Source organism: Streptacidiphilus sp. P02-A3a (assembly GCF_014084105.1).
Lineage (GTDB): Bacteria > Actinomycetota > Actinomycetes > Streptomycetales > Streptomycetaceae > Streptacidiphilus.
The window spans coordinates 5,303,134-5,326,428 of sequence record NZ_CP048289.1 but is presented as its reverse complement, the minus strand read 5'-3'; the positions used below and the strand labels follow the sequence as shown (position 1 = coordinate 5,326,428).

Here is a 23,295-nt window from a genome sequence, read left to right as displayed (position 1 = left end):
CATGGCACGCGACTACTACGAGGTGCTCGGGGTCCCGCGGACCGCCGACGCGGCCGAGATCCAGCAGGCCTTCCGCACGCTGGCCCGCCGCCACCACCCGGACGTCAACCGCGACCCGGCCGCGGAGGAGAAGTTCAAGGAGATCAACGAAGCCTACGGCGTGCTCTCCGACCCGGACACCCGGGCCCGCTACGACCGGTTCGGCGCCGACTTCCGGCAGATCCCGGAGGACTACGACGAGCGGGTCGCGGCCGCCCAGGGCTACGGCGGCGGCAGGCCCTCCGGCGGCGGCGCGGGGGGCTGGACCGAGGCCGACTTCGGCTCCTCCGGCGTCGACTTCGAGGACCTGTTCGGCGGCATCTTCGGCGGCCGGGCCGGGCGCGGCGGCCGCAGGGGCGGCGCGCCCGTCCCCGGCGCCGACCAGGAGGCCGAGCTGACACTCACGCTGGAGGAGGCCTACCAGGGCGGACGGCGCAGGATCACCCTCGGCGGCCCCGACGGCGAGCGCGGCTACGACGTCACCGTCCCGGCCGGGGTGGTCGACGGCCAGCGGATCCGGCTCGCCGGGGAGGGCGGCCGGGGGCGCGGCCCGGCCGCCGCCGGAGACCTCTACCTGGTGGTCCGGATCGCCCCCCACCCGCGCTACCGGCTCTTCGGGCGCGACGTCCAGGTGGACCTCCCGGTCACGCCCTGGGAGGCGGCGCTCGGCGCGACCGTCCCGGTCACCGGCCCCGGCGGCAGCGCCAAGGTGCACGTCCCGGCGGGCACCTCCACCGGCCGCAGACTGCGGCTGCGCGGCGAGGGCATGCCCCACCCGAAGGGGACCCCGGGCGACCTCTACGCCGAGATCCGGGTGATGGTGCCGCCCGCGCCGACCCCGCGCGAACGCGAGCTGTTCGAGGAGCTCGCCGCCGACTCCACGTTCGACCCGAGGAACCAGAGGAACCCAAAGAACCCGAGGAACCAGAGGAAGCAGACATGAGCGCCCAACAGCGTCCTCCCGCCGAACCGGCCCGGCGGGCCGTGCGGCTCGCCCAGGCGGGCACCGGCTATCCGCTGCTGCTGATCCGCCAGGCCGACCCCTACCAGCTGAGCCTGGACCGCGTCGCCCAGCGCAGCGGCCTGCCGCCGGAGCTGGTCGGCCGCTTCGTCGCGCTGGGGCTGATCGACGCCCACCGCGACGGCCTCGGACGGCTGCGGTTCCGCGCCGACGCCCCCGCGGCCGTCGCCAAGGTCCAGCGGCTGCGGTCCGGACTGTCCCTGAACTACGCGGCCATCGGTCTGGTGCTGGACCTGCTGGACCGCATCGACCAGCTGGAGACCACGCTGCGGCGCCGCGAGCGGGCCGCCGAGGAGCGAACGCCATGGACCTGAACCGCCTCACCGAGAAGTCCCAGGAAGCCCTCCAGGAAGCGCAGGGCATCGCGGTCCGGCTGGGCCGGAGCGAGGTCGACGGCGAGCACCTGCTGCTGGCCCTGCTCGACCAGCGGGACGGCCTGACCACCCGGCTGCTGGAACAGGCCGGCGCCGACCCGGCCGCGCTGCGCGCCGCCGTCGAGGGCGACCTGGCCCGGCGCCCGCGCACCACCGGCCCCGGCGCCACCCCCGGCCAGGTGGCGGTCACCCAGCGGCTGGCCCGGGTGCTCGACACCGCCGAGCAGGAGGCCCGGCGGCTCAAGGACGAGTACGTCTCCACCGAGCACCTGGTGCTGGCGCTGGTTGATGAGGGCCCGACCACCGCCGCCGGACGCCGCCTCGCCGAGCAGGGAGTGACCAAGGACCGCTTCCTGAACGCCCTCGCCCAGGTGCGCGGCAACCAGCGGGTCACCTCCGCCAACCCGGAGCAGGCCTACGAGGCCCTGGAGAAGTACGGCCGCGACCTGGTGGTGGAGGCCCGCACCGGCCGGCTCGACCCGGTGATCGGACGGGACGCGGAGATCCGCCGGGTGATCCAGATCCTCAGCCGCAAGACCAAGAACAACCCGGTGCTGATCGGCGAACCCGGCGTCGGCAAGACCGCCATCGTCGAGGGCCTGGCACAGCGGATCGTCCGCGGCGACGTCCCGGAGGGGCTGCGCGACAAGACCGTGTTCTCGCTCGACATGGGCTCGCTGGTGGCCGGGGCCAAGTTCCGCGGCGAGTTCGAGGAACGGCTCAAGGCGGTACTGGCCGAGGTGAAGGGTGCCGAGGGGCGGATCCTGCTGTTCGTCGACGAGCTGCACACCGTCGTCGGCGCCGGGGCCGCCGAGGGGGCCATGGACGCCGGGCAGATGCTCAAGCCGATGCTAGCCAGGGGCGAGCTGCACATGATCGGCGCCACCACCCTGGACGAGTACCGCAAGCACATCGAGTCCGACGCGGCCCTGGAACGCCGGTTCCAGACCGTGCTGGTGGACGAGCCCGGCGTCGAGGACGCGATCTCGATCCTGCGCGGCATCCGGGAACGGCTGGAGATCTTCCACGGCGTCAAGATCCAGGACGGCGCGCTGGTCGCCGCCGCCACCCTCAGCCACCGCTACATCACCGACCGGTTCCTGCCCGACAAGGCCATCGACCTGGTGGACGAGGCCTGCGCCCGGCTGCGCACCGAGATCGACTCGATGCCCGCCGAACTGGACGAGCTCACCCGCCGGGCCACCCGACTGGAGATCGAGGAGGCGGCCCTGGCCCAGGAGACCGACCCGGCCAGCGCAGCCCGGCTGGCGGACCTGCGCCGGGAGCTGGTCGACCTGCGCGGCGAGGCGGACGCCAAGCACGCCCAGTGGGAGGCCGAACGCCAGGCCATCCGCCGGGTCCAGGAGCTGCGGCAGGAGCTGGAGCGCGCCCGGCAGGAGGCCGAGGAGGCCGAACGCGCCTACGACCTCAACCGCGCCGCCCAGCTGCGCTACGGCACCGTCAGCGAGCTGGAGCGCCGACTCGCCGCCGAGGAGGAGCGGCTGGCCGTCCGGCAGGGGGAGAACCGGCTGCTGCGCGAGGTGGTCACCGCCGACGAGATCGCCGAGATCGTCTCCGCCTGGACCGGTATCCCGGTCACCCGGCTGCAGGAGGGCGAACGGCAGAAGCTGCTGCGGCTGGACGAGATCCTGCAGGAACGCGTCATAGGCCAGGACGAGGCGGTGCGGCTGGTCGCCGACGCGGTGATCCGGGCCCGCTCCGGGGTGCGCGACCCGCGCCGCCCGATCGGCTCGTTCATCTTCCTGGGCCCCACCGGCGTCGGCAAGACCGAGCTGGCCAAGACCCTGGCCGCGGCGCTGTTCGACAGCCAGGACAACATCGTCCGGCTGGACATGAGCGAGTACCAGGAGCGCCACACGGTCAGCCGCCTGGTCGGCGCGCCCCCCGGGTACGTCGGCTACGAGGAGGGCGGCCAGCTGACCGAGGCGGTGCGCCGCAAGCCCTACTCGGTGGTCCTGTTCGACGAGATCGAGAAGGCCCACCCCGACGTCTTCAACATCCTGCTGCAGGTGCTGGACGACGGCCGGATCACCGACTCGCAGGGCCGCACCGTCGACTTCCGCAACACCGTGATCATCATGACCTCGAACCTCGGCTCGCAGTACCTGCTTCAGGACGCCACCGAAGGCGGCGAGATCAAGCCCGAGGTCCGGGACCTGGTGACGGGCGAACTCCGCGGGCACTTCCGCCCCGAGTTCCTGAACCGGGTCGACGACATCGTGCTGTTCCACCCGCTGGGGCCGGCCCAGATCGAACGCATCGTGGACCTGCTCCTGGAGGAGCTGCGCCGCCGCCTCGCCGAGCAGCGGATCACGCTGCTGCTGACCGAGCCGGCCCGGCGGCTGATCGCCGCCGAGGGCTACGACCCGGTGTACGGCGCCCGGCCGCTGCGCCGGTTCATCTCGCACGAGGTGGAGACGAAGATCGGCCGGGCGCTGCTCGGCGGCGGTGTCCGCGAGGGCGCCGGCGTCCTGGTCGACGCCCCGGAGGGGGAGCTGCTGGTCGGCTTCCAGGAGCCGGAGCCGGAGCCGGAGCCGGAGGCCGCCGCCTGAGCGGTCGCGGCCGGGTCAGCGGGGCAGCCGGACCACCCGGACGCCGCCCGCCGGGACGCGCAGCTGCCCGGCGGCGGGTTCGCCGGTGAGCAGTTCGGTGCCGGGGCGCTCCAGCGGCACCCTGGCCTCGGCGGCGGTGTGGTTCACCGCGAACAGGTAGCTGTCCCGCTCGCCCTCGCGGTGCACCACCTCGACGTCGCGCGGCAGCTGGTCCCGGTCGCGGATGCCCGCGTCCCGGCAGGCCCGGGCGAGCACCTGGTCCAGGTCGGCCGGGGCGAGCCGGGTGGAGACGTACCAGGCGCTGCCCGCGCCCAGGCGGTGCCGGGTGATCGCCGGGCCACCGGCGGCCGGTCCTTCGGCGTAGTGCCAGACGGTCTCCGCCCCGCGCGGCACCACCGCCTCGGACCAGACGTCGCCGCTGACCCCGGCGGCGCCCCCGGTGGCGGCGGTCAGCGCCACCCGCTGCCCGGCGCGCAACGGCAGGAACTCCTCCACGGTCAGCCCGAGGACGTCGCGCAGCGCACCCGGGTGCGGTCCCGGGTGGACGGTGTCGGTGCCGTCGACGATGCCGGAGAAGTACGACACCACCAGCACGCCCCCCTGCTCCACGTAGCGGCGCAGGTGCTCCCCGGTCTCCGCTTCAGCCAGGTAGAGGGCGGGCACGACCACCAGCGGGTAGGCGTCCAGCGGGGCGCCGGGACGGGCGAAGTCGACGGTCAGGTGCCGGTCGTAGAGGGCCTCGTAGAAGGCGTCGGCGCGCTCGTCCGCGCGGTGGTCCTCGGTGGGGCGCCACTCCAGGTCCTGCGCCCACCAGGACTGCCAGTCCCACAGCACCGCCGCGTCGGCGCGCACCCGGCTGCCGTTGACCTCGGCCAGCCGGCCCAGGTCGGCGCCGAGCTGGACCACCTCGCGCCAGATCCGGCTGTCGGTGCCCGCGTGCGGGAGCATGCTGGAGTGGAACTTCTCCGCGCCGAAGCGGGAGGCCCGCCACTGGAAGAACATCGCGCCCTCGGAGCCGCGGGCCACGTGCGCCAGGCTGTTGCGGCCCAGCTCACCTGGGCGCTTGGCGAGGTTGCGGGGCTGCCAGTTGACCGCCCCGGTGGAGTGCTCCAGCAGCAGCCACGGCGCGCCGCCCGCGACCGAGCGGCTGAGGTCGGCGGACATGGCCAGGTTGACGTGGGTGCGTTCGGCCTCGGCCACCAGGTAGTGGTCGTTGGACACCAGGTCGACCTCGCGACCCCAGGCCCAGTAGTCGACGCTCTGGCACTGGCTGAGGGCGGTCATGAAGTTGGTGGTGACCGGGACGCCGGGGGAGAGCCGGTGCAGGACGTCGCGCTCGGCGGTGAAGTTGCCGAGCATCGCGTCGCTGCTGAAGCGGGCGTAGTCGAGCGCCTGGCCCGGGTTGCCGGTGGTGGGGGTGCGCCGTGGCGGCTGGATCTGCTCCCACTCGCCGTAGCGCTGGCCCCAGAAGGCCGTGCCCCAGGCCTCGTTCAGGGCGTCCAGGGTGCGGTAGCGCTCGCGCAGCCAGCGGCGGAAGTCCGCCGCTGAGACCTCGCAGTAGCAGGCGGAGACCGGGGCGCCGTACTCGTTGTGGACGTGCCACAGGGCCAGCGCCGGGTGCCGGCCGTAGCGCTCGGCGAGCCGGGCGGCGATCCCGGTGGCCGCCTCGCGGTAGGCCGGGGAGCTGTGGCAGATGGCCCCCCGGCCGCCGAAGGCCAGCCGCTGCCCGTCCCGGGTGACCGGCAGCGCCTCCGGGTGCCGCTGGTAGAACCAGGCGGGCGGGACGACGGTGGGGGTGCCCAGGTCGACCGCGACGCCGTGCTGGTGCAGCAGGTCGAGCAGCCGGTCGAGCCAGCCGAAGTCGTGGACGCCGGGGGCGGGTTCGAGCAGCGCCCAGGAGAAGATCCCGACACTCACCATGGTCACCCCGGCCTCCCGCATCAGGGCCACGTCCTCGGCCCAGACCTCCTCGGGCCACTGCTCGGGGTTGTAGTCACCGCCGTAGGCGAGGCCCGGCACGGGGAACCGAGTGGGGGTCACGGGCATCTGCTACTCCTGCTGCTGACCTGAAGGACTGGGAACGTGCACACGGTAGCCGAGGTCCCAGTGTGCTTGGCAAGTGGGAACTTGTTTGAAGTTGTTGCACTGAATGTCCAGTATCTGCCGATCTTTCGGGCTCCTTCGGTGTAAACAACCGCCAGGTAACCGGATGGCAACAACTCTTGACATCCGCAGCATGTGTTTCCGTACTGTGAACGCTCACAGCGCCAAACAGCGCCGGAGCGACAGTCCGCAGGGTGCGGACGTCCTCGTCAGTGGGAGAGTCCATGTCTGTCTCGACGCACCGCCGCCTCGCCTTCGGCCTCACCGCCGTCGCCGCCGCCACCGCCCTGCTCGCCGGTTGCAGCGGCAGCGGTTCGACAGCGACCGGGACGGCCGCGCAGAGCGCCGCCTCCGGTCCGGTCAAGCTCACCTACTGGGCCTGGGCACCCAACCTCGACCAGGTCGTCGCCCTGTGGAACACGTCGCACCCGGACATCCAGGTCACCGTCGAGAAGCAGGCGTCCGGTGACGCCCTGATGACCAAGGTGATCACCGCCGCGAAGGCGGGCGGCGCCCCCGACCTGGTCCAGGCCGAGTACCAGGCGATCCCCACCCTGGTCAGCAACAACGTCCTCGCCGACATCTCCAGGTACGACGGCTCGGCCGCCTCGGACTTCGCCCCCGGCGTGTGGAAGCAGGTCACCCTCGGCACCGGCGCCGTCTACGCGATCCCGCAGGACACCGGGCCGCTGATGTACTTCTACCGCAAGGACCTCTTCACCAAGTACGGCCTGACCGTGCCCACCACCTGGGCCCAGTTCGCCGCCGACGCCGCCAAGCTGCACCAGGAGTCGCCCAGCACCTACCTCGCCACCTTCTCCAGCGGCGACCCGGGCCTGTTCGCGGGCCTGGCCCAGCAGGCCGGATCCTCCTGGTGGACCAGCAGCGGCAGCACCTGGAAGGTCGGCATCGACGACGCGGCCACCCAGAAGGTCGCCGACTTCTGGGGCGGCCTGGTCAAGCAGGGCGTCATCGACAACCAGCCGATGTACACCCCGGCCTGGAGCAAGGCCCTGAACGACGGCAGCGAGATCTCCTGGGTCAGCGCCGTCTGGGCCCCCGGCGTGCTCGCCAGCAGCGCCCCCGCCACCGCCGGGAAGTGGGCCATGGTCCCGCTGCCGCAGTGGAGCGCGGGCCAGGACGTCACCGGCAGCTGGGGCGGCTCCTCCACCGCCGTCACCAACGAGTCCAAGCACCAGGCCGCGGCGGCGCAGTTCGCACAGTGGCTGAACACCGACCCGACCGCCGTCGCCGCGCTGGTCAAGGACGCCTCCATCTACCCGGCCGCCACCGACGCCGAGTCCGGCAGCGCCCTGGCCACCGCCCCCGCCTTCCTCTCCGACCAGCCCGACTTCTACACCAGCGCCGCGAAGATCGCCGCCACCACCGCCCCGGCCGCCTGGGGCCCCAACGTCAACGTCGCCTACAGCGCCTTCACCGACGACTTCGGCAAGGCCGCGCAGAACCGATCCGACTTCTCCGCCGCGCTCAGCGGCATGGCGCAGACCACCGTCAGCGACCTGAAGACGCAGGGCTTCACCGTCTCCGGCTGACCCCGCGCCACCCCTGCCGCCCGCCCGGGTGCACCCGCACACCCGGGCGGGGCCCGCCTCGAACGGAGCCGCCCTTCCATGACCAGCGCCACCCCCGCCCCGGGGACCACCGCAGGCACCAGCGCCCGCCGCAGACCACGGCTCGCGCCGTACGCCTTCATCACCCCCGCCGTCCTGCTGTTCGCCCTGCTGCTCGCCCTGCCCATCGGCTACGCGGGCTACCTCAGCTTCCGCAAGGTCCACGTCCAGGGCCTCGGCCTCGGACCGGGGTCGCGGACCGAGGTCTGGGCCGGACTGTCCAACTACGCCTCCGCCCTCGGCGATCCGGAACTGCTCGCCGGAACCCTGCGGGTGCTGCTGTACGGCGTCATCCTGGTGCCGACCATGCTGGGCCTGGCGCTGCTGTTCGCCCTGCTGCTCGACGCCGACCGGACCAGGCTGCGCGCCTTCTCCCGGATCGCGATCTTCCTGCCCTACGCCATCCCCGGCGTCGTCGCCAGCCTGCTCTGGGGCTTCCTCTACCTGCCGACCACCAGCCCCGGGTACTACCTGCTGGGCAAGCTCGGCATGAGCGCCCCGCAACTGCTGTCCGGCCACGGCATCTACGTCGCGCTGGCCAACATCGCGGTCTGGGGCGGCACCGGCTTCAACATGATCGTCATCTACACCTCGCTGCGCTCGGTCCCCGCCGAGCTGTACGAGGCCGCCCGGCTGGACGGCGCGTCCGAGCTGCAGATCGCGCTGCGGGTGAAGATCCCGATGGTGCTCCCGTCGCTCGTGCTCACCTTCTTCTTCTCCATGATCGCGACGCTTCAGGTGTTCAGTGAACCCACCACGCTCGCCCCGATGACCAACGGCATCTCCTCCACCTGGAGCCCCCTCATGAAGGTCTACCGCGACGCCTTCGTCCGCGGTGACATCTACTCGGCCTCCGCCACCTCCGTGGTCATCGCCGGCGTCACCCTCGCCCTGTCCTTCGGCTTCCTCAAGGCCGTCGGCCGCCGCGCCTACGGGGAGGACAAGTGACCACGGCCCAGCTCCGGGCGACCCCCGGACGCGCCTCGACCACCCCGGCCGGCGGCCGCCCGGCCCGCCGCCGAGGCGGCTGGGTGCCCACCGTCGGACTGCTCGTCGGCGCGGTGTACTGCCTGCTGCCGGTGCTCTGGGTGGTCATCGCCGCGACCAAGAGCAGCGCGCAGCTCTTCTCCAGCTTCACCATGGCCCCGGGCACCGGCCTGCTCGGCAACCTGCGGCAGCTCAACGCCTACCGGGGCGGCGAGTTCTGGCACTGGATGCTCAACTCGGCCTTCTACGCCGGGGTCGGCGCGCTGCTGTCCGCCGCGCTCTCCGGGGTCACCGGCTACGCCCTGGCCAAGTACCGCTTCGCCGGGCGCGACAGCGTCTTCAACATCCTGCTCGCCGGGGTGCTGATGCCGCCGGTGGTGCTGGCCATCCCGCAGTACCTGCTGATGGCCAAGGCCGGACTGGCCGACAGCTACTGGTCGGTCCTGCTGTGCAGCATCGTCAGCCCGTACGGCATCTACCTGGCCCGGATCTACGCCGCCGGGGCGATCCCGGACGAGGTGGTCGAGGCGTCCCGGGTGGACGGCGCGTCCGAGTGGCGGCTGTTCCGCTCCGTCGTGGTGCCGATGATGGCCCCCGGACTGGTCACCGTCTTCCTGTTCCAGTTCGTCGCGATCTGGAACAACTTCCTGCTGCCGTACATCATGCTCGGGGACGACACCAAGTTCCCGGTCACCGTGGGCCTGTTCACCCTGCTCAATCAGGGCGCGTCGCAGCCCGCCCTGTACACGCTGGTGATCACCGGCGCGCTGATCTCGGTACTGCCGCTGATCATCCTCTTCCTCTCGTTGCAGCGCTACTGGCGCCTCGACCTGCTCTCCGGAGCCGTAAAGTCCTGACCAGGAATCAGCACCTAGCACGGGAAACCGCTCTGACATGACCGAACCAGCCGCAGGCCGCCGCCGGCCGCCGACCATCCACGACGTGGCCCGGGAGGCCGGGATCTCCCGGGGCACCGTGTCACGTGTGCTCAACGGCGGGCACAACGTCAGCCCGGAGGCGCTCAAAGCCGTCAACGCGGCGATCCGCAAGACCGGGTACGTGGTCAACCGGCACGCCCGCAGCCTGGTGACCCAGCGTTCCGACTCGGTCGCCTTCCTGCTCACCGAGCCGCAGGACCGCTTCTTCGAGGACCCCAACTTCAACCTGCTGCTGCGCGGCTGCACCACAGCCCTCGCCAAGCACGACATCCCGCTGCTGCTCATGATCGCGGGCACCGAGGAGGAACGCCGCCGGATAGGGCGCTACATCACCGCCGGGCACGTCGACGGCGTCCTGCTGGTCTCCTCGCACACCGGCAACCCGATGGTGGAGCGGCTGCGCGAGGCCGGGATGCCGGTGGTGGCCTGCGGCAAGCCGCTCGGCCACGCCGACACCGCGTACGTCGCCGCCGACGACCGCACCGGCGCCCGGCAGCTGGTCGGGCACCTGCTGGCGACCGGCCGCCGCCGGATCGCCACCATCACCGGGCCGCTCGACACCCCCGGCGGCGTCGACCGGCTCTCCGGCTACCGGGAGACCCTGGCCGAGGCCGGGCTCGCGCAGGATCCGGCGCTGGTCGCCGAGGGCGACTACAGCCGGGCCGGGGGCGAGGCCGCGATGACCGCCCTGCTCGCCGGGGCCCCGGACCTGGACGCGGTCTTCGTCGCCTCCGACCTGATGGCCGACGGCGCGCTGGCGGCCCTGGCGAAGGCGGGCCGACGGGTACCGGAGGACGTCGCCGTCGGCGGCTTCGACGACTCCACCATCGCGGCGGCCACCCGGCCCGCGCTGACCACCGTCCGCCAGCCCTGGGACCGGATCAGCTCCGAGATGGTACGGCTGCTGCTGGCCCTGATCGCGGGCGAACCGCCGTCCTCGGTCATCCTGCCCACCGAGCTGGTGCAACGCGACTCCGGCTGAGCGGTGGAGCGGCCGACCGGGCCGAGGGCGGAGGCGGAGGCGCCGAGGCTGCTGTAGGCGGAGATCCGGGCCCGCTCCTGCGGCCCGGCCCGGGCCTGGGTCACCGCCGAGTACAGCTAGCCGCAGACCGAGGACCCGGCACCGGCCGGCAGCGCCGCCGACCCAGCCCAGCGGGAGGGACCGGGCCAGCGCCGCTGACGGCAGCGCCCACCCCAGCGTCGCGACCATCGCGACCAGCAGCGGGCGCGGTGGCGCCGGGCACAGCAGCAGCCCCACCGCGCCGAGCGCGGCGCCGGTCCCGTAGAGCGCCATCACCGCTCCCCAGGCGCCGGCTCCGCCACCCCGCTCACCGGGCGCGGAGTCGGGTGACGGCGGGTCAGGGGCGGGGAATGTTGCGGAGGTTGGCCCGGGCCAGGTCGATCATGGTGCCGACGCCGCCGTCGAGGACGGTGCGACCGGCGGCCAGGGCGAAGCCCTTCACCTGGTCCAGGCTGATGTGGGAGGGCACCGAGAGGGCGTTGGGATCGGTGACGATCTCGACCAGGGCCGGTCCGGGGCGGTTCAGCGCCTCGTCCAGCGCCTTGTGGACGTCGGTCGGGAGCTCCACCCGGCGGCTGGGGATGCCGATGGCGCGGGCGATCGCGCTGTAGTCGACCGGCGGGTGGTCGGTGCCGAAGGCGGGCAGGCCGTCGACCAGCATCTCCAGGCGGACCATGCCCAGCGAGGCGTTGTTGAAGACGACGGCCTTGAGGTTCAGGTCGTGCTGCCGGACGGTGATCAGTTCGCCGAGCAGCATGCTGAGCCCGCCGTCCCCGCACAGCGCGACCACTTGGCGGTCGGGGTCGGCGTACGCGGCGCCGATGGCCTGCGGCAGGGCGTTGGCCATGCTGCCGTGGGTGAACGAGCCGATCACCCGGCGCCGCCCGTTCGGGGTGAGGTAGCGCGCGGCCCAGACGTTGTTCATACCGGTGTCGACGGTGAACACGGCGTCGTCGGCGGCCAGGCTGTCCAGCACGCTGGCGGCGTACTCGGGATGGATCGGGGTGTGCCGCTCCACACGTGTGGTGTAGGCGTCGACGGCCTTGGTCAGCGCGCGTTCGTGGCGGTTCAGCATGGTGTCCAGGAAGGCGCGGTCGGTGTGCGGGGTGAGCTGCGGCTGGAGAGCGTCCAGGGTGGCGGCGACATCGCCGTGGACCGCGAGTTGCAGCGGGGTGCGCCGCCCCAGCGCCCGGGCGTCCCGGTCGACCTGGACGGTCCGGGCCTTCGGCAGGAAGCTGTCGTACGGGAAGTCGGCGCCGAGCATGAGCACCAGGTCGGCCTCGTGCAACGCGTCGTAGCAGGCGCCGTAGCCGAGCAGGCCGATCATGCCGACGTCGTACGGGTTGTCGTACTGGATCCACTCCTTGCCGCGCAGGGTGTGCCCGACCGGGGCGTGCAGCGTCCCGGCCAGTCGCATCACCTCGGTGTGGGCGTCGCGCGCGCCCGCGCCGCAGAACAGCGCCACCTTCTTCGCCGCGTTGAGCTGCCGGGCCAGCTCGGCGGTGACCTCGGCGGCGGGTTGGACCCGCCCGGTCGCGGGTACGGCGGTGTACCCGCCGGTGGGGTTGACCGCCGCTTCGGCGGCCACGTCGCCGGGCAGCACCAGCACCGACACCCCCGGCGCGCCGAGGGCGTGCTGCACCGCGATGCGGCCCATCCGGGGCAGCTGGGCGGGCAGGCTGAGCTGCTCGCACCAGTCCGCGACGTCACGGAAGAGCAGCTCCGGGTGGGTCTCCTGGAAGAACTCGGTGCCGATCTGGTCGGTCGGGATGTGCGAGGCGATCGCCAGCACCGAGGCCCCGCTGCGGCGGGCGTCGTACAGGCCCTGGACCAGGTGTGCGTTGCCCGGGCCGCAGGAACCGGCGCAGACCGCGAGACCGCCGGTGACCTGGGACTCGGCGGAGGCCGCGAACGCCCCGGCCTCCTCGTTGCAGACGGCCACCCACTCCACCGCGCCCTTGCTCCGCCGGATCGCGTCGACCAGCGGGTTCAGGCTGTCGCCGACCACACCGTAGATCCGCCGCACCCCCGCCTGGACCAGCACCTCAAGCAGTTGCTCCGCGACCGTGCCCATGCGTCCTCCTTCGCTCTCCCGGCCGGTGACCATCGAGTGAAGGACGCGGCCCCTGGCAGTCCCTGACGTGGGGCCAGGCTATCCCGCGAGGGGGCGCGCGGTCGGTGTCCCGCGCCGAGCGCGGGCGCTGCGCCGGTCGGTCAGCAGAGGGCGCCTTCGGCGGTGCGCAGGTCGCTCTCGCGGGCGAGGGCCGTCGCCATGATCACCCGTAGCGCCTCGGCCGAGCAGCTCTCCGGCAGCGAGGCCTGCGACCGGTCGATGACCTGCCCCGGGCTGAACGGGATGTGCACAAATCCGCCGCGCAGCGCCGGTAGTTCGGTCGCGGCCAGGTGCATCAGCCCGTAGAACACGTGGTTGCAGACGAAGGTACCGGCGGTCTGCGAGACGGAGGCGGGCAGTCCGGCCTCGCGGACGGCGGCCACGCACGCCTTCAGCGGCAGCGCACCGAAGTAGGCGGCGGGTCCGCCGGGCACCACCGGCGTGTCGATCGGTTGGTTCCCGGCGTTGTCGGGGATGCTCGCGTCGTCGAGGTTGACGGCGACCCGCTCCAGCGTGATGTCGGGACGCCCGCCCGCCTGGCCGACGCACAGCACCAGGTCCGGCTCGGTGCGGCGGACGGCCGCGCGCAGGGCGGCGATCGAGTCGCCGAAGACGCAGGGCAGCAGCACGGCCTCGACCCGCAGCCCGGCGGGCGGCTCGGCGGCGGCGAGCGAGACGGCCGTCCAGGACGGGTTGACGGTGGCGCCGCCGAACGGCTCGAACCCGGTGAGCAGGACGGTGGCCACGGGCGGTCTCCTTCAGCGGCGGTGGTGGCCGCGGTGCGGCCGTCGGGGAGCACGGGTCGGCGGAGCGCCCCATCCTATGCACCGGGCGTCTCATCGGATCCTCGGGTCATCCGGCCGGGTGGGGCCGGTCAGCCGACCCGGAAGGTCGCCGAGATGGCGTTGAAGACCGTCTCCGCCTGGGGGAGGTCGGCCATCGGGGCGGAGACCCAGAAGTCGTACGTGCGGCCGTCCTCCACCCAGGACAGGTCGAGTACCCGGCGGGCGCCCAGGTCGGCGGGGGTGTAGCCGTCCCAGGTCCAGGTCCAGAGCGCGGCACCGGCGGAGGAGTGGTACGTGGTCGGCACCACCCCGGCGTCCCGGTACCCCGGGTTGGTCTGCGGACCGGCGGCGTCCTCCGCCTGGAGGTCCCCCAGCGGTCCGGTCGCCGACACCGGCGTGACATGGACCCCGATCCGCAGCGACTGGTCGGCCGACATGTAGTAGACCCGGCCGGAGGCGTCGGTGCTGCGTGCCCAGGCGTCCGGCACCGCGAGCGTGAAGCCGTCCGGGTCCCGCTGGAGGGCGTAGCCGACCGGTGCCACCGGCGGCGGCAGCGCGGCCGAGGACGCCGACACCGATCCGGCCTGGATCAGCGACTGCGGGCTCTCCGGCGCGTGGCTCGCCGACGGTTTGCGGGCGGGGGCGCTCGCGGCGGCGGTGGCGTGGCGGGCGGGAGGGTTCGCGAGCGAGTCGGTGCCGGACGACGTACGGGACGCGGTGCCGGACGTGGCCGACGCGCCGCCGGACACCACCGCGACCGCGCCGACCCCCACCGCGCCGCCGACGACCACGGCCGCGGTCACCGCCACCAGCGTCCGGCGCACCCCCCGGCGCCGGGGTGGGGCCGCCGGTGCCACCGCGACGTCCACGTCCATGTCCTCCGCCCCACCCGTTGTCCCCATGGCGCACATACTGTCGTACCGCCGGATCGGCCTGCCCACCGCGTCCACCAGCGCGGGCGGCAGGTGGGCCGCACCGGTCGTAGGGTGGGGGCAGGCGGGTCCGGCCGGACCCGCCGCGACCGCAGCAGACCCGCCAAGCGGAGCGCACGACTCGGAAATAGGATGGGCGGGCGCAGAGCAGTGCGACCCGGGCCCGCCCGTGGGCACGGTCCGGTCGGCTGGAGATCCCCTGGGGCCGACCCGCGCAGGTGACACGGACCCGGCCGAGGGATCCGACCTACAACGGAGGGTCGATGACCCGACGCCATCCCGCCAGTGCCGAGGACCTGCTCAGTGAGCTCGGACGGCTCACCGCCCAGGCCCTGGAACGGGCCGAGTTCCAGCGGGCCCGGGTGGAGCTGGCCCAGGCCCTGCAGGGCGGGCTGCTCCCGGGTGAGCTGCCGCAGCTGCCCGGGCTGCGCACCGCCGCCCGGTACGCCCCGGCCCGCCACGGCCTGGACATCGGCGGCGACTGGTACGACGGGTTCGAGCTGCCGGGCGGCGCCCTCGGCTTCTCGATCGGCGACGTGCAGGGGCACGACGTGGAGGCGGCGGCGTTCATGGGGCAGGTCAGGATCGGCCTGCGAGCGGTCGCGGCGACCGCCGCGGACCCGGGCGAAGTGCTCCGTCGGGCCAACGACCTGCTGCTGTCGATGGACTCCACCCTGTTCGTGACCTGCAGCTTCCTCAGCTTCGACCCGGTCACCTGGGAGCTGGCCGACGCCCGGGCGGGACATGTGCCCGCCGTCTGGGCCACCGCCGACGGCCGCTACGGCGTCGCCCACGACGCGGGCGGGGTGCCGCTGGGGATCCTGCCGGGCGAGGAGTACCCGGTGACCCGCCGCCCGCTGCCGCAGCCGGGCGCGTTCGTGCTGCTGACCGACGGGGTGGTCGAGGGGCCCTCGTTCCCGATCGAGGCCGGTCTGGAGCAGGTGGCCCGGGTGGTCCGGGCCGGGGCCGGGGTCGGTGCCGACCCGGACGAGCTGGCGGCCGAGGTGATCAAGGTGGCCGAGCTCACCGGCCACACGGATGACGCCGCGGTCCTGGTGCTCTGCCACGACGCCGCGCCGGGCGGCGACGGCTGACCTGGGTGGCGACGCTGACCCCGGTGGCGACGCTGACCCCGGCGGCGACGGCTGACAGAAACGCGGCCCGGCGCGCGTGTCACCGCGCGGGTCGGCCGGGTCTCGTTGTCTGATGGCTGCTGTGCTGCGCTACCAGGGACTCCGGCGTCCGATCAAGACCGGACTGCTGATCCTCGCGGTCGCCGCTGCCTACTTCGCCGCGGGTCGGCTCGGTCTGCAGCGCCAGGTGGTCGTCGGCGGCGCGAAGGTCACCCCGCTGTGGCCGCCCACCGGCATCGCCCTGGCCAGCCTGCTCACCATGGGGCTGCGGATCTGGCCCGGGATCGCGATCGGCGAGTTCCTGGTGGTCATCTCCATCGGGCCGTTCAGCGGCGCCTCCGCCGCGATCGTCGCGGGCAGCACGCTGGCCCCCCTGTGCGCCTGCCTGATGCTGCGCCGGGTGGGCTTCCGGATCACCCTGGACCGGCTGCGGGACGGGGTGGCCCTGGTCTTCCTGGGCGCCTTCGGCGGGATGCTGATCAGCGCGACCGTGGGCAGCATCACGCTGCTGGTGACCGGGTCGCTGCGGTGGGGCGAGTTCTGGACGGTGTGGACCGCCTGGTGGACCGGCGACGCGATGGGTGTGCTGGTGATCGCGCCGCTGCTGCTGGTCGGCCTCACCGTCCGGCTGCCGGAGGAGATCAACTGGTACCAGTGGGGCGAGGCGGCGCTGGTACTGGCCGGGACCGGCATCGTGACGGCGCTGGTCACCCACAGCTCGCTCACCCTGCTCTTCCTGGTCTTCCCGTTCCTGATCTGGTCCGCACTGCGGTTCCAGCTGGTGGGAGCGGTGCTGGGAGTGCTGATCGTGTCGATGTTCACGATCGGGGCGGCGATCTACCGCACCGGTCCGTTCGCCACGCCGACCACCGTCGAGATCATGATCACCCTGCAGTTGCTGAACGGGTCGGCCGCGCTGACCACGCTGCTGCTGGCGGCGGTGATCACCGAGCGCCGGAGCACCTACCAGAAGATCGCCCAGGCCTGCCAGGCGCTGAGCGAGCTGGTGGCCCGGCTGGCCCCGGCCGACCCCGCCGAGAACGGCGGCCACCCGGAGGAGGGCGAGAGCTGACCCCGCTGTCCGGCAGCCGGGGCCGCCCCCGGTCGCGGATCGGCCGGACGGCGGCCACGGACACCCGCCGGGTGCCAGCCTGCTGTTTGGCCTCGCACACACCATCGAGCCGGATAGCCTTATTCTCCACACATGAACCGCATGTGACGGCGGTTCAGATCGGGGGGCCGGGTGCTGTACGATCGCGATGCTTTTCTTGACCGGGTGTCGTCGCTCGTCGGTCTGGCGCTCACCCGCGAACAGCGGATCAACCTCCCGCACCACGACGACATCCCGGTGATCCTGCTCACCGGGGGCCGCGGCATCGGGAAGACCGCGGTGCTCCGCCGCCTGGACGAGGCCTACGGCGGGCGCGCCCCACGCGCCTACCTGGATCTCGCGGCCCCGCGCAACTACCCGGCGTCGGAGTACGGGTCGGCTTCCGGCGGCCCGCAGTCACCACTGCTGCGATTACTGCACGACGCGGTCTGGGATCTCGGACTGGGAATCCGGCACATCCGGCGGGCCGCGTTCACCCGCCTGGAGCTGGGCCTGCTGGCGTTGTCCCTGTGGCAGCCGGGCGAGTACATGACGGCTGAGCAGGCACGAAGACGGTTGGACCAGGCCCGCCCCGGTGTCCTCAGGATCCTGGAGACCGGACGCCACGGCGACCACGTGGACGAGTGGGTCAGTGAGGTCCTGGCCGAGTTGGCCGGTCATGTCGCCCCGTTCCCGGTGGACGCCTTCGTGAAGGCGAGCGTCAAGGTCTTCTCGAAGTCCGGGGCGGAACTCGCGCACCGGCACCGGGACGCGGCGCTGCGCTGGTGGGCCGATCACCGGCGGGACCTGCCGGGTGACAGCTACGAGAGCCTCCTGGTCACCGCCAGGGACTTCCACACCGGCGGCGCGTTCCGGGACAGCGCCGAACGCGAGCTGGTCGCCTCCTTCCTGGCCGACCTCACGGACGCGTTCGGCGCCGCGGGGCATCGCTTCACCCGCATCCGTCGCCCGCTGCTGCTGCTCGACAACCTCGACGCGGTACCCGCGGGCGCACGCTTCCTCGAACTGGTCCTGGAGAACAGGTTCCCCGGGCACGGCCGGAGCCGCCGCCAGGACCCGCTGGTGCTGATCGCCACCGCCGCCACCGTGACCGGCCGCCGACCCGCTGCCCAGCGGGTCGCGGTCACCGACTTCCCGGCCCGATGGGAGTGGCGGCGGACCGGGGAGACCCCGGACGCGGCCCTGCTGGTGGTGGAGCTGACCCCGCTGTCGGTGCGGGACACCGTCCGGATCATCGACCAGCAGTTCGAGGCCCGGTTCTCCGAGGTCCGCGCCGCACCCGATGACCTGTTTCCCGGCACCCTGCCCCAGCTCATCCACCGCTTCAGCGCGGGGGTTCCCCTGGGCCTGAGCACGTTGGCAGCCGCCACCGTGGCCGAGTTGGCCCGGGGCGCGAGCGAGACCGCGCCCCGTGGCGTCGGCCGGGCCACCACTCGGGCCGACCACCGGTTCGACCCGGCCGCACTGCTGGACCTGCGGGTCTCCCACCCGGCGCCGGAGCAGGCCGGTGGACGCGTCGAGTCGCCCGTGGTGTCCCACCTGCTGGAGCGGCTGATCCCGGACGAGACCACCCGGTCCGTGCTGGTCACCTTCTCGCCCGCGCGCAGTGCCGACGCGGCGCGCGCGCTGGCGGAGCGGTACCTGGAGCCGGACACCCGCTCCGACGCGGTGCTGCACGCGGAGGAGTTCCTGCTGGGCCAGGGCTGGCGCGGCGGCGAGGGACGCGGGGACGGCCACTTCGTCGGGGACCGGTTCCTGCGCACCCTGCTGCTGCACAGCCTGCGCGGGCGCACCGGGTCCGGCGCCGCCTTCGCGGCGCCCTCCTGGTACCAGGTGCACACCACGTTGAGCGACCACTCCGGGGGGTCCGGCAGCGGCCTGCTGGCCGAGCGCGAGCCCACCCGCCTCTACCACCGGCTCAGCCTGGGGGAGTCGGCCCATGTGGTGGACCGGCTCCACGAGAGCTTCGCGGCCTCCGACGCCCAGGCCTGGCTCCGGGCGCTGTGCTGGATCGCCGAGGCGTCCAGCCCGGTGGCGGCGGCGGGCGGCGACCGGCGCCGGGCCTCCGCCTTCGGTGCGGACCAGCACGACCCCAGGTTGGGGTTGGACGAGGCCCCGGCGGTGCACCGCTCGGTGTACCGGCTGCTGCACGCCGCCTGGTACCTGTCCGACGTGCTCGTGGCACCCGACGAGGCGGTACTGGACCAGCTGGCGAGCGAACTGCACTTCCTGTCCACGCAGCATCGGGCGGGCGCGCGGGAGTTGTTCGAGGCTCGGAGGAACTGGCCGGCCGCGCTGCGCGACTGGCGACAGGACAGCGCTTGGCTGGACGAGGGGAGCGAACACACGTGAGGACGCCGTGGTACAGACCGGTGTGGTACTGGATCACCTTCACCCCGGCCCGTAAGGCGGGGGCCTCGGTGATGGCCGCGGTGCTGGCGGCCGCGGTGGCGTTCGGCGGCTACACGCTGGCCAACCCCGCGCCGCCACCGCCGCCGAACCTGTCCTGCGGGGTCGGCGTGTCCCGGCCGTCCGTGGGCAGCACGGAATGCGAGGGCGTCACCGACGGACAGTACGTCTTCGCCCCGGAACTGAAGGCGGTGGAGGCGCGGATCCTCAAGCAGAACCAGTCCGTCGCGGACCAGCATCCGGCCACCATCGCCCTGCTGATGCCGATGACGTCCAGCGACGCCTCCGTTCAGGCGGAGGTCCTGCACGCGGTGGAAGGGGCCTACGTCGCCCAGTACCGGGCGGACAACCTCGACAACAACACCGTGCCCAAGATCCGCCTGGTACTGGCCAATCCGGGCTCGGACAGCTCCGGCTGGCTCGCGGTCGACCAGCAGTTGAACACGATGACCGGCGCACCGGACTACCTGCGGGTGGTCGCCGGGATCGCCGACAGCACCCAGAACACCCTGGACGAGGTGCACTGGCTCACCCACCTGCCGGCTCCGATACCCGTGGTGGGCGGAACCATCACCGCCGACACCATCGCCAACACCGCCAACAGCCAGCTCTTCCCCGGACTGGCCAGGGTGTCGGTGACCAACACCGCGGAGGCCGCGGCCCTGGCCCGGTTCGCCAAGGTCGATGCCAAGCAGGCCATGGTGGTGGAGGACACCCGTACCGACGACGACTACATCACCACCCTCAAGGCGGCGATCAGCAAGCAGTTGGGCACCGGGATGGCCCAGCCCGTGCAGTTCACCTCGCCCGCGGACATCTCCCAGGACGGCGACACCGAGGACCAGTTCGACCAGAAGGTGCTCAACATCTGCATGGCCGCGCCGCGCTTCATCTACTTCGCCGGGCGGCACGTCCAACTGCGCCAGTTCCTCAACGCCCTGGGGCAGGGATGCCCCGAGCACAAGTTCATCGTGCTCACCGGGGACGACGCCTCCCACCTCGCCAGCGACAAGGAGCTGAACTCCACGGACTTCGGCGGGATCACCCTGGAGTACGCGGCGCTGGCGTTCCCCGACGCCTGGACCAAGCAGCCCGTACCCGCCACCGGCGGATCGACCGCCGACTACGAGGCCTTCCTCAACGCGGTCGGCTCGTCGGGCCTCACGCTCGGCGACTCCGACCTCTCCGACGGCCAGGTGATCATCTCCCACGACGCGGTGTGGACAGCGGTGCAGGCACTCGACCACGCCCACATCAGCGGCCAGATCCTGCCGCCTCCGCTGTCGGCGGTCGGCCAGGAGTGGCAGAACCTCCACGCCGAACTGCGGGTCGACGGTGCCAGTGGCTGGATCTGCCTGGACAACGGCGGCAATCCCTGGGACAAGGCGGTACCCATGATCAGCTACAACGGGCGGGTCTCGACCTTCCTCGGGATGGCCTGGCCCGAGGGCGCCCCACCAACGGCGGACTGCACCCCGCAGGCAGGAGCGGACGGCTGACCGCCCCGGGCGTCGCCCTGGCGATGATGAGTGAAGGAGTGTTCAATTGTTCCGCTAAGGTGGGCGGGTCGCCCACCCGGTCCCAGCGGAGGAACCTCCCATGTCCACGACCCTCACCGAGCGCCCGGCTCCGGCCGCGGCCCCGGGTGAAGCGCTGGTCCCCCGACGGCGGACCAGGGTGTTCGCGCTGGCCGAGGCGCGCTGGGCGACGGCGGCCACGGTCGCCTTCCTGATCGCGCTGACGCTCCAGCTCACCGGCGCCGGGGCCGGGGCCTGGGCGCCGCTGTACGCCGTCGCCTACGCGACCGGCGGCTGGCAGCCCGGCTGGGCCGGGCTGCGGGCGCTGCGGGAGCAGACCCTGGACGTGGACCTGCTGATGATCGTCGCCGCCGTCGGCGCGGCCTCGATCGGGCAGGTGATGGACGGCGCGCTGCTGATCGTCATCTTCGCCACCTCCGGCGCGCTGGAGGCGCTGGCCACGGCCCGGACCCAGGACTCGGTGCGCGGCCTGCTGGACCTGGCCCCGGCCACCGCCACCCGGCTGGGCGAGGACGGCGCGGAAGAGACGGTGCCGACCGAGGCACTGGCGGTCGGCGACACCGTGCTGATCCGGCCGGGGGAGCGGGTCGGCGCCGACGGCCGGGTACTGGACGGCGCCGGCGACGTCGACCAGGCGAGCATCACCGGGGAGCCGCTGCCGGTGGCCAAGCGGGTCGGCGACGAGGTCTTCGCGGGCACCCGGAACGGCACCGGGGCGCTGCGGGTCAGGGTCGAGCGCGACCCGGCGGACTCGGTGATCGCCCGGATCGTGGCCATGGTCGAGGAGGCCTCCGAGACCAAGGCCCCGACCCAGCTGTTCGTCGAGAAGGTCGAGCAGCGCTACTCGCTCGGCATGGTCCTCGCCACGCTCGCGGTCTTCCTGGTCCCGCCGGCCTTCGGCGCGGCGGTCACCGGCTCGCTGCTGCGGGCGATGACCTTCATGATCGTCGCCTCGCCGTGCGCGGTGGTGCTGGCCACGATGCCGCCGCTGCTGTCCGCGATCGCCAACGCCGGACGGCACGGCGTGCTGGTCAAGTCCGCCGTGGTGATGGAGCGCCTGGGGCAGATCGACGCGGTCGCACTGGACAAGACCGGCACGCTGACCGAGGGCACCCCCCGGGTCACCGAAGTCCGCCCGCTGCCCGACGGCGGCCTGACCGGGGACGCGCTGCTGGCGCTGGCGGCCGCTGCCGAGCACCCCAGCGAGCACCCACTGGCCCGCGCGGTCGTCGCCGCCGCCCGCGAGCGCGGCCTGGACCTGCCGACCGCCGCGGACTTCGGCTCCGCCCCGGGCGTCGGCGTCACCGCCACCGTGGGCGGCGTCCCGGTCGCCGTCGGCGCCCCGGCCCGGCTGCTGAACGGCGCCGCCGACCCCGCCTCGGCGCGGGCCGCTGCCGCCGCCCGGCAGCTGGAGGAGGAAGGCCGCACGGCGGTCGTGGTGGAGCGGGACGGCGTGCCGGTCGGCCTGCTCGGCATCGCCGACCGGCCCCGCCCCGACGCCGCCGCTACCGTGGCCGCGCTCAGGGCGGCGACCGGCACCGGCCCGCTGCTGCTCACCGGCGACAACCCGCGCGCCGCCGCCCGGCTGGCCGCCGAGGTCGGCATCGTCAGCGACGACGTCCACGCCGGTCTGCTGCCCCAGGGCAAGGTCGAGGCGGTCCGCCGACTGGAGGCCCGCGGGCACCGGGTGCTGGTCGTCGGCGACGGGGTCAACGACGCCCCGGCGCTGGCCGCCGCCCACAGCGGCATCGCCATGGGCCGGGCCGGTTCCGACCTGGCCCTGGAGACCGCCGACGCGGTGATCGTCCGCGACGAGCTCGCCACCGTCCCGGCCGTGGTCGCGCTCTCCCGCCGCGCGCGCGGGCTGGTCGTGCAGAACCTGCTGATCGCCTCGGTGTTCATCGCCGGCCTGGTGGTCTGGGACCTGGCCGGACACCTGCCGCTGCCGCTGGGCGTGCTCGGACACGAGGGCTCCACCGTCATCGTCGGCCTGAACGGCCTGCGGTTGCTGCGCGAGTCCGCCTGGCCGCGCGCCATCCGGCAGCCGGGCACGGCCGCGACCGGTGAGCGCCGGTGAGCCGCCGCTCGCGGGAGACCGCCGCCGCGCCGGAGCCGCCCCGGCCCATGGTCACCGTCTGCCGTGGCTGCTGCTGCGGCACCCCGAAGATCCCCCGGCTCGACCACGAAGCCCAGCTCGCGCGACTGCGGGCCGCCATGGCCGGAGCGGCGACGATACGCCGGGTGGACTGCCTGGACGCCTGCGAGCACGCCAACGTGATCGTCGTGCAGCCCTCCGCCGAGGGCCGCCGGGCCGGAGGCCGACCGGTCTGGCTCGGTCTCGTCAACGACCTGGACGCCACCGCCGACATCGACGCCTGGGTCCGCGCGGGCGGCCCGGGGCTCGCCGATCCGCCTGACATCCTCGACCTGTACGTGTTCCAGCCCTCCCGGCGGGTCCGCGAGGAGCTCGAAGACCCCGGCTCCCGGTAGCCGGGGCGGTACCCCCAGGCGGTGGACCGCATGCCCGTACCCGGGCGAGTCGCGCCGCCCGGCGGACCCAGCGAAGGTATGTCTGACTATATGACTC

General features: G+C 73.2%; 17 protein-coding genes. 13 read left to right on the top strand and 4 right to left on the bottom strand.

Annotated elements, in window-relative coordinates; genetic code table 11:
- Nucleotide 1: 1 nt before the first annotated feature.
- Genes GXP74_RS22990 through clpB form a run of 3 tightly spaced genes read left to right on the top strand, consistent with a single transcriptional unit; the run spans nucleotide 2 to nucleotide 4,007 of the window.
- Nucleotides 2–982, top strand: a complete 981-nt coding sequence (locus GXP74_RS22990; RefSeq protein WP_182453134.1) for a DnaJ C-terminal domain-containing protein — start codon at nucleotides 2–4, stop codon at nucleotides 980–982.
- Nucleotides 979–1,374 (top strand): chaperone modulator CbpM, encoded by a 396-nt coding sequence (locus GXP74_RS22985; RefSeq protein WP_182453133.1) that lies wholly within the window; start codon nucleotides 979–981, stop codon nucleotides 1,372–1,374. The genes GXP74_RS22990 and GXP74_RS22985 overlap by 4 nt, the downstream gene beginning before the upstream one ends.
- A complete protein-coding gene (gene clpB / locus GXP74_RS22980) occupies nucleotides 1,365–4,007 on the top strand; it encodes an ATP-dependent chaperone ClpB (protein ID WP_182453132.1) in 2,643 nt (880 codons plus the stop codon). The genes GXP74_RS22985 and clpB overlap by 10 nt, the downstream gene beginning before the upstream one ends.
- 15 nt (nucleotides 4,008–4,022) lie before the next feature.
- Here the strand turns inward: clpB and GXP74_RS22975 are convergent, their stop codons facing one another.
- On the bottom strand, nucleotides 4,023–6,053 hold the full coding sequence (locus GXP74_RS22975; protein ID WP_182453131.1) for a beta-galactosidase: 2,031 nt from the start codon (nucleotides 6,051–6,053) through the stop codon (nucleotides 4,023–4,025).
- Between the two features lie 281 nt (nucleotides 6,054–6,334).
- Here GXP74_RS22975 and GXP74_RS22970 point away from each other — a divergent pair, with 281 nt between their 5' ends.
- From GXP74_RS22970 to GXP74_RS22955, 4 genes are all read left to right on the top strand, one after another.
- On the top strand, nucleotides 6,335–7,663 hold the full coding sequence (locus GXP74_RS22970) for an ABC transporter substrate-binding protein (RefSeq protein ID WP_182453130.1): 1,329 nt from the start codon (nucleotides 6,335–6,337) through the stop codon (nucleotides 7,661–7,663).
- Nucleotides 7,664–7,741: 78 nt separating this feature from the next.
- The gene (locus tag GXP74_RS22965; protein ID WP_182453129.1) at nucleotides 7,742–8,689 is read left to right on the top strand and encodes a carbohydrate ABC transporter permease; all 948 of its coding nucleotides are present in this window, start codon (nucleotides 7,742–7,744) and stop codon (nucleotides 8,687–8,689) included.
- A complete protein-coding gene (locus tag GXP74_RS22960; protein WP_182453128.1) occupies nucleotides 8,686–9,585 on the top strand; it encodes a carbohydrate ABC transporter permease in 900 nt (299 codons plus the stop codon). The genes GXP74_RS22965 and GXP74_RS22960 overlap by 4 nt, the downstream gene beginning before the upstream one ends.
- A gap of 37 nt (nucleotides 9,586–9,622) precedes the next feature.
- Nucleotides 9,623–10,648: a LacI family DNA-binding transcriptional regulator gene (locus GXP74_RS22955; protein ID WP_182453127.1), complete on the top strand. Its 1,026-nt coding sequence runs from the start codon at nucleotides 9,623–9,625 to the stop codon at nucleotides 10,646–10,648.
- Between the two features lie 376 nt (nucleotides 10,649–11,024).
- On the opposite strand, the gene GXP74_RS22950 is transcribed toward GXP74_RS22955, so the two are convergent.
- The 3 genes from GXP74_RS22950 to GXP74_RS22940 form a co-directional block, all read right to left on the bottom strand.
- Nucleotides 11,025–12,761, bottom strand: coding sequence for a pyruvate dehydrogenase (locus tag GXP74_RS22950; RefSeq protein WP_182453126.1), 1,737 nt, complete (start codon nucleotides 12,759–12,761; stop codon nucleotides 11,025–11,027).
- Between the two features lie 140 nt (nucleotides 12,762–12,901).
- Nucleotides 12,902–13,546 (bottom strand): pyroglutamyl-peptidase I, encoded by a 645-nt coding sequence (gene pcp, locus GXP74_RS22945; protein WP_182453125.1) that lies wholly within the window; start codon nucleotides 13,544–13,546, stop codon nucleotides 12,902–12,904.
- Between the two features lie 128 nt (nucleotides 13,547–13,674).
- On the bottom strand, nucleotides 13,675–14,487 hold the full coding sequence (locus GXP74_RS22940) for a hypothetical protein (protein WP_182453124.1): 813 nt from the start codon (nucleotides 14,485–14,487) through the stop codon (nucleotides 13,675–13,677).
- Nucleotides 14,488–14,780: 293 nt separating this feature from the next.
- Here GXP74_RS22940 and GXP74_RS22935 point away from each other — a divergent pair, with 293 nt between their 5' ends.
- From GXP74_RS22935 to GXP74_RS22910, 6 genes are all read left to right on the top strand, one after another.
- A complete protein-coding gene (locus tag GXP74_RS22935; RefSeq protein WP_182453123.1) occupies nucleotides 14,781–15,611 on the top strand; it encodes a PP2C family protein-serine/threonine phosphatase in 831 nt (276 codons plus the stop codon).
- Nucleotides 15,612–15,723: 112 nt separating this feature from the next.
- Entirely contained in the window at nucleotides 15,724–16,722 is a 999-nt protein-coding gene (locus GXP74_RS22930; RefSeq protein ID WP_182453122.1) for an MASE1 domain-containing protein, read from the top strand.
- A 204-nt stretch (nucleotides 16,723–16,926) separates the two neighbouring features.
- Complete coding sequence (locus GXP74_RS41900) at nucleotides 16,927–19,113, top strand: hypothetical protein (RefSeq protein ID WP_182453121.1); 2,187 nt, start codon at nucleotides 16,927–16,929, stop codon at nucleotides 19,111–19,113.
- 20 nt (nucleotides 19,114–19,133) lie between these two features.
- On the top strand, nucleotides 19,134–20,669 hold the full coding sequence (locus GXP74_RS22920) for a hypothetical protein (protein ID WP_182453120.1): 1,536 nt from the start codon (nucleotides 19,134–19,136) through the stop codon (nucleotides 20,667–20,669).
- A gap of 100 nt (nucleotides 20,670–20,769) precedes the next feature.
- Complete coding sequence (locus GXP74_RS22915; protein WP_182453119.1) at nucleotides 20,770–22,785, top strand: heavy metal translocating P-type ATPase; 2,016 nt, start codon at nucleotides 20,770–20,772, stop codon at nucleotides 22,783–22,785.
- Nucleotides 22,782–23,198: a (2Fe-2S) ferredoxin domain-containing protein gene (locus tag GXP74_RS22910; protein WP_182453118.1), complete on the top strand. Its 417-nt coding sequence runs from the start codon at nucleotides 22,782–22,784 to the stop codon at nucleotides 23,196–23,198. The genes GXP74_RS22915 and GXP74_RS22910 overlap by 4 nt, the downstream gene beginning before the upstream one ends.
- Nucleotides 23,199–23,295: the final 97 nt, after the last annotated feature.

What these genes read in the sequence shown, in the direction of transcription:
- GXP74_RS22990 (WP_182453134.1), top strand. Translation starts at nt 2, where the DNA reads ATGGCACGCGACTACTACGAGGTGCTCGGGGTCCCGCGGACCGCCGAC.
- GXP74_RS22985 (WP_182453133.1), top strand. Translation starts at nt 979, where the DNA reads ATGAGCGCCCAACAGCGTCCTCCCGCCGAACCGGCCCGGCGGGCCGTG.
- clpB (WP_182453132.1), top strand. Translation starts at nt 1,365, where the DNA reads ATGGACCTGAACCGCCTCACCGAGAAGTCCCAGGAAGCCCTCCAGGAA.
- GXP74_RS22975 (WP_182453131.1), bottom strand. Translation starts at nt 6,053, where the DNA reads ATGCCCGTGACCCCCACTCGGTTCCCCGTGCCGGGCCTCGCCTACGGC.
- GXP74_RS22970 (WP_182453130.1), top strand. Translation starts at nt 6,335, where the DNA reads ATGTCTGTCTCGACGCACCGCCGCCTCGCCTTCGGCCTCACCGCCGTC.
- GXP74_RS22965 (WP_182453129.1), top strand. Translation starts at nt 7,742, where the DNA reads ATGACCAGCGCCACCCCCGCCCCGGGGACCACCGCAGGCACCAGCGCC.
- GXP74_RS22955 (WP_182453127.1), top strand. Translation starts at nt 9,623, where the DNA reads ATGACCGAACCAGCCGCAGGCCGCCGCCGGCCGCCGACCATCCACGAC.
- GXP74_RS22950 (WP_182453126.1), bottom strand. Translation starts at nt 12,761, where the DNA reads ATGGGCACGGTCGCGGAGCAACTGCTTGAGGTGCTGGTCCAGGCGGGG.
- GXP74_RS22940 (WP_182453124.1), bottom strand. Translation starts at nt 14,487, where the DNA reads ATGGGGACAACGGGTGGGGCGGAGGACATGGACGTGGACGTCGCGGTG.
- GXP74_RS22935 (WP_182453123.1), top strand. Translation starts at nt 14,781, where the DNA reads ATGACCCGACGCCATCCCGCCAGTGCCGAGGACCTGCTCAGTGAGCTC.
- GXP74_RS22930 (WP_182453122.1), top strand. Translation starts at nt 15,724, where the DNA reads ATGGCTGCTGTGCTGCGCTACCAGGGACTCCGGCGTCCGATCAAGACC.
- GXP74_RS22915 (WP_182453119.1), top strand. Translation starts at nt 20,770, where the DNA reads ATGTCCACGACCCTCACCGAGCGCCCGGCTCCGGCCGCGGCCCCGGGT.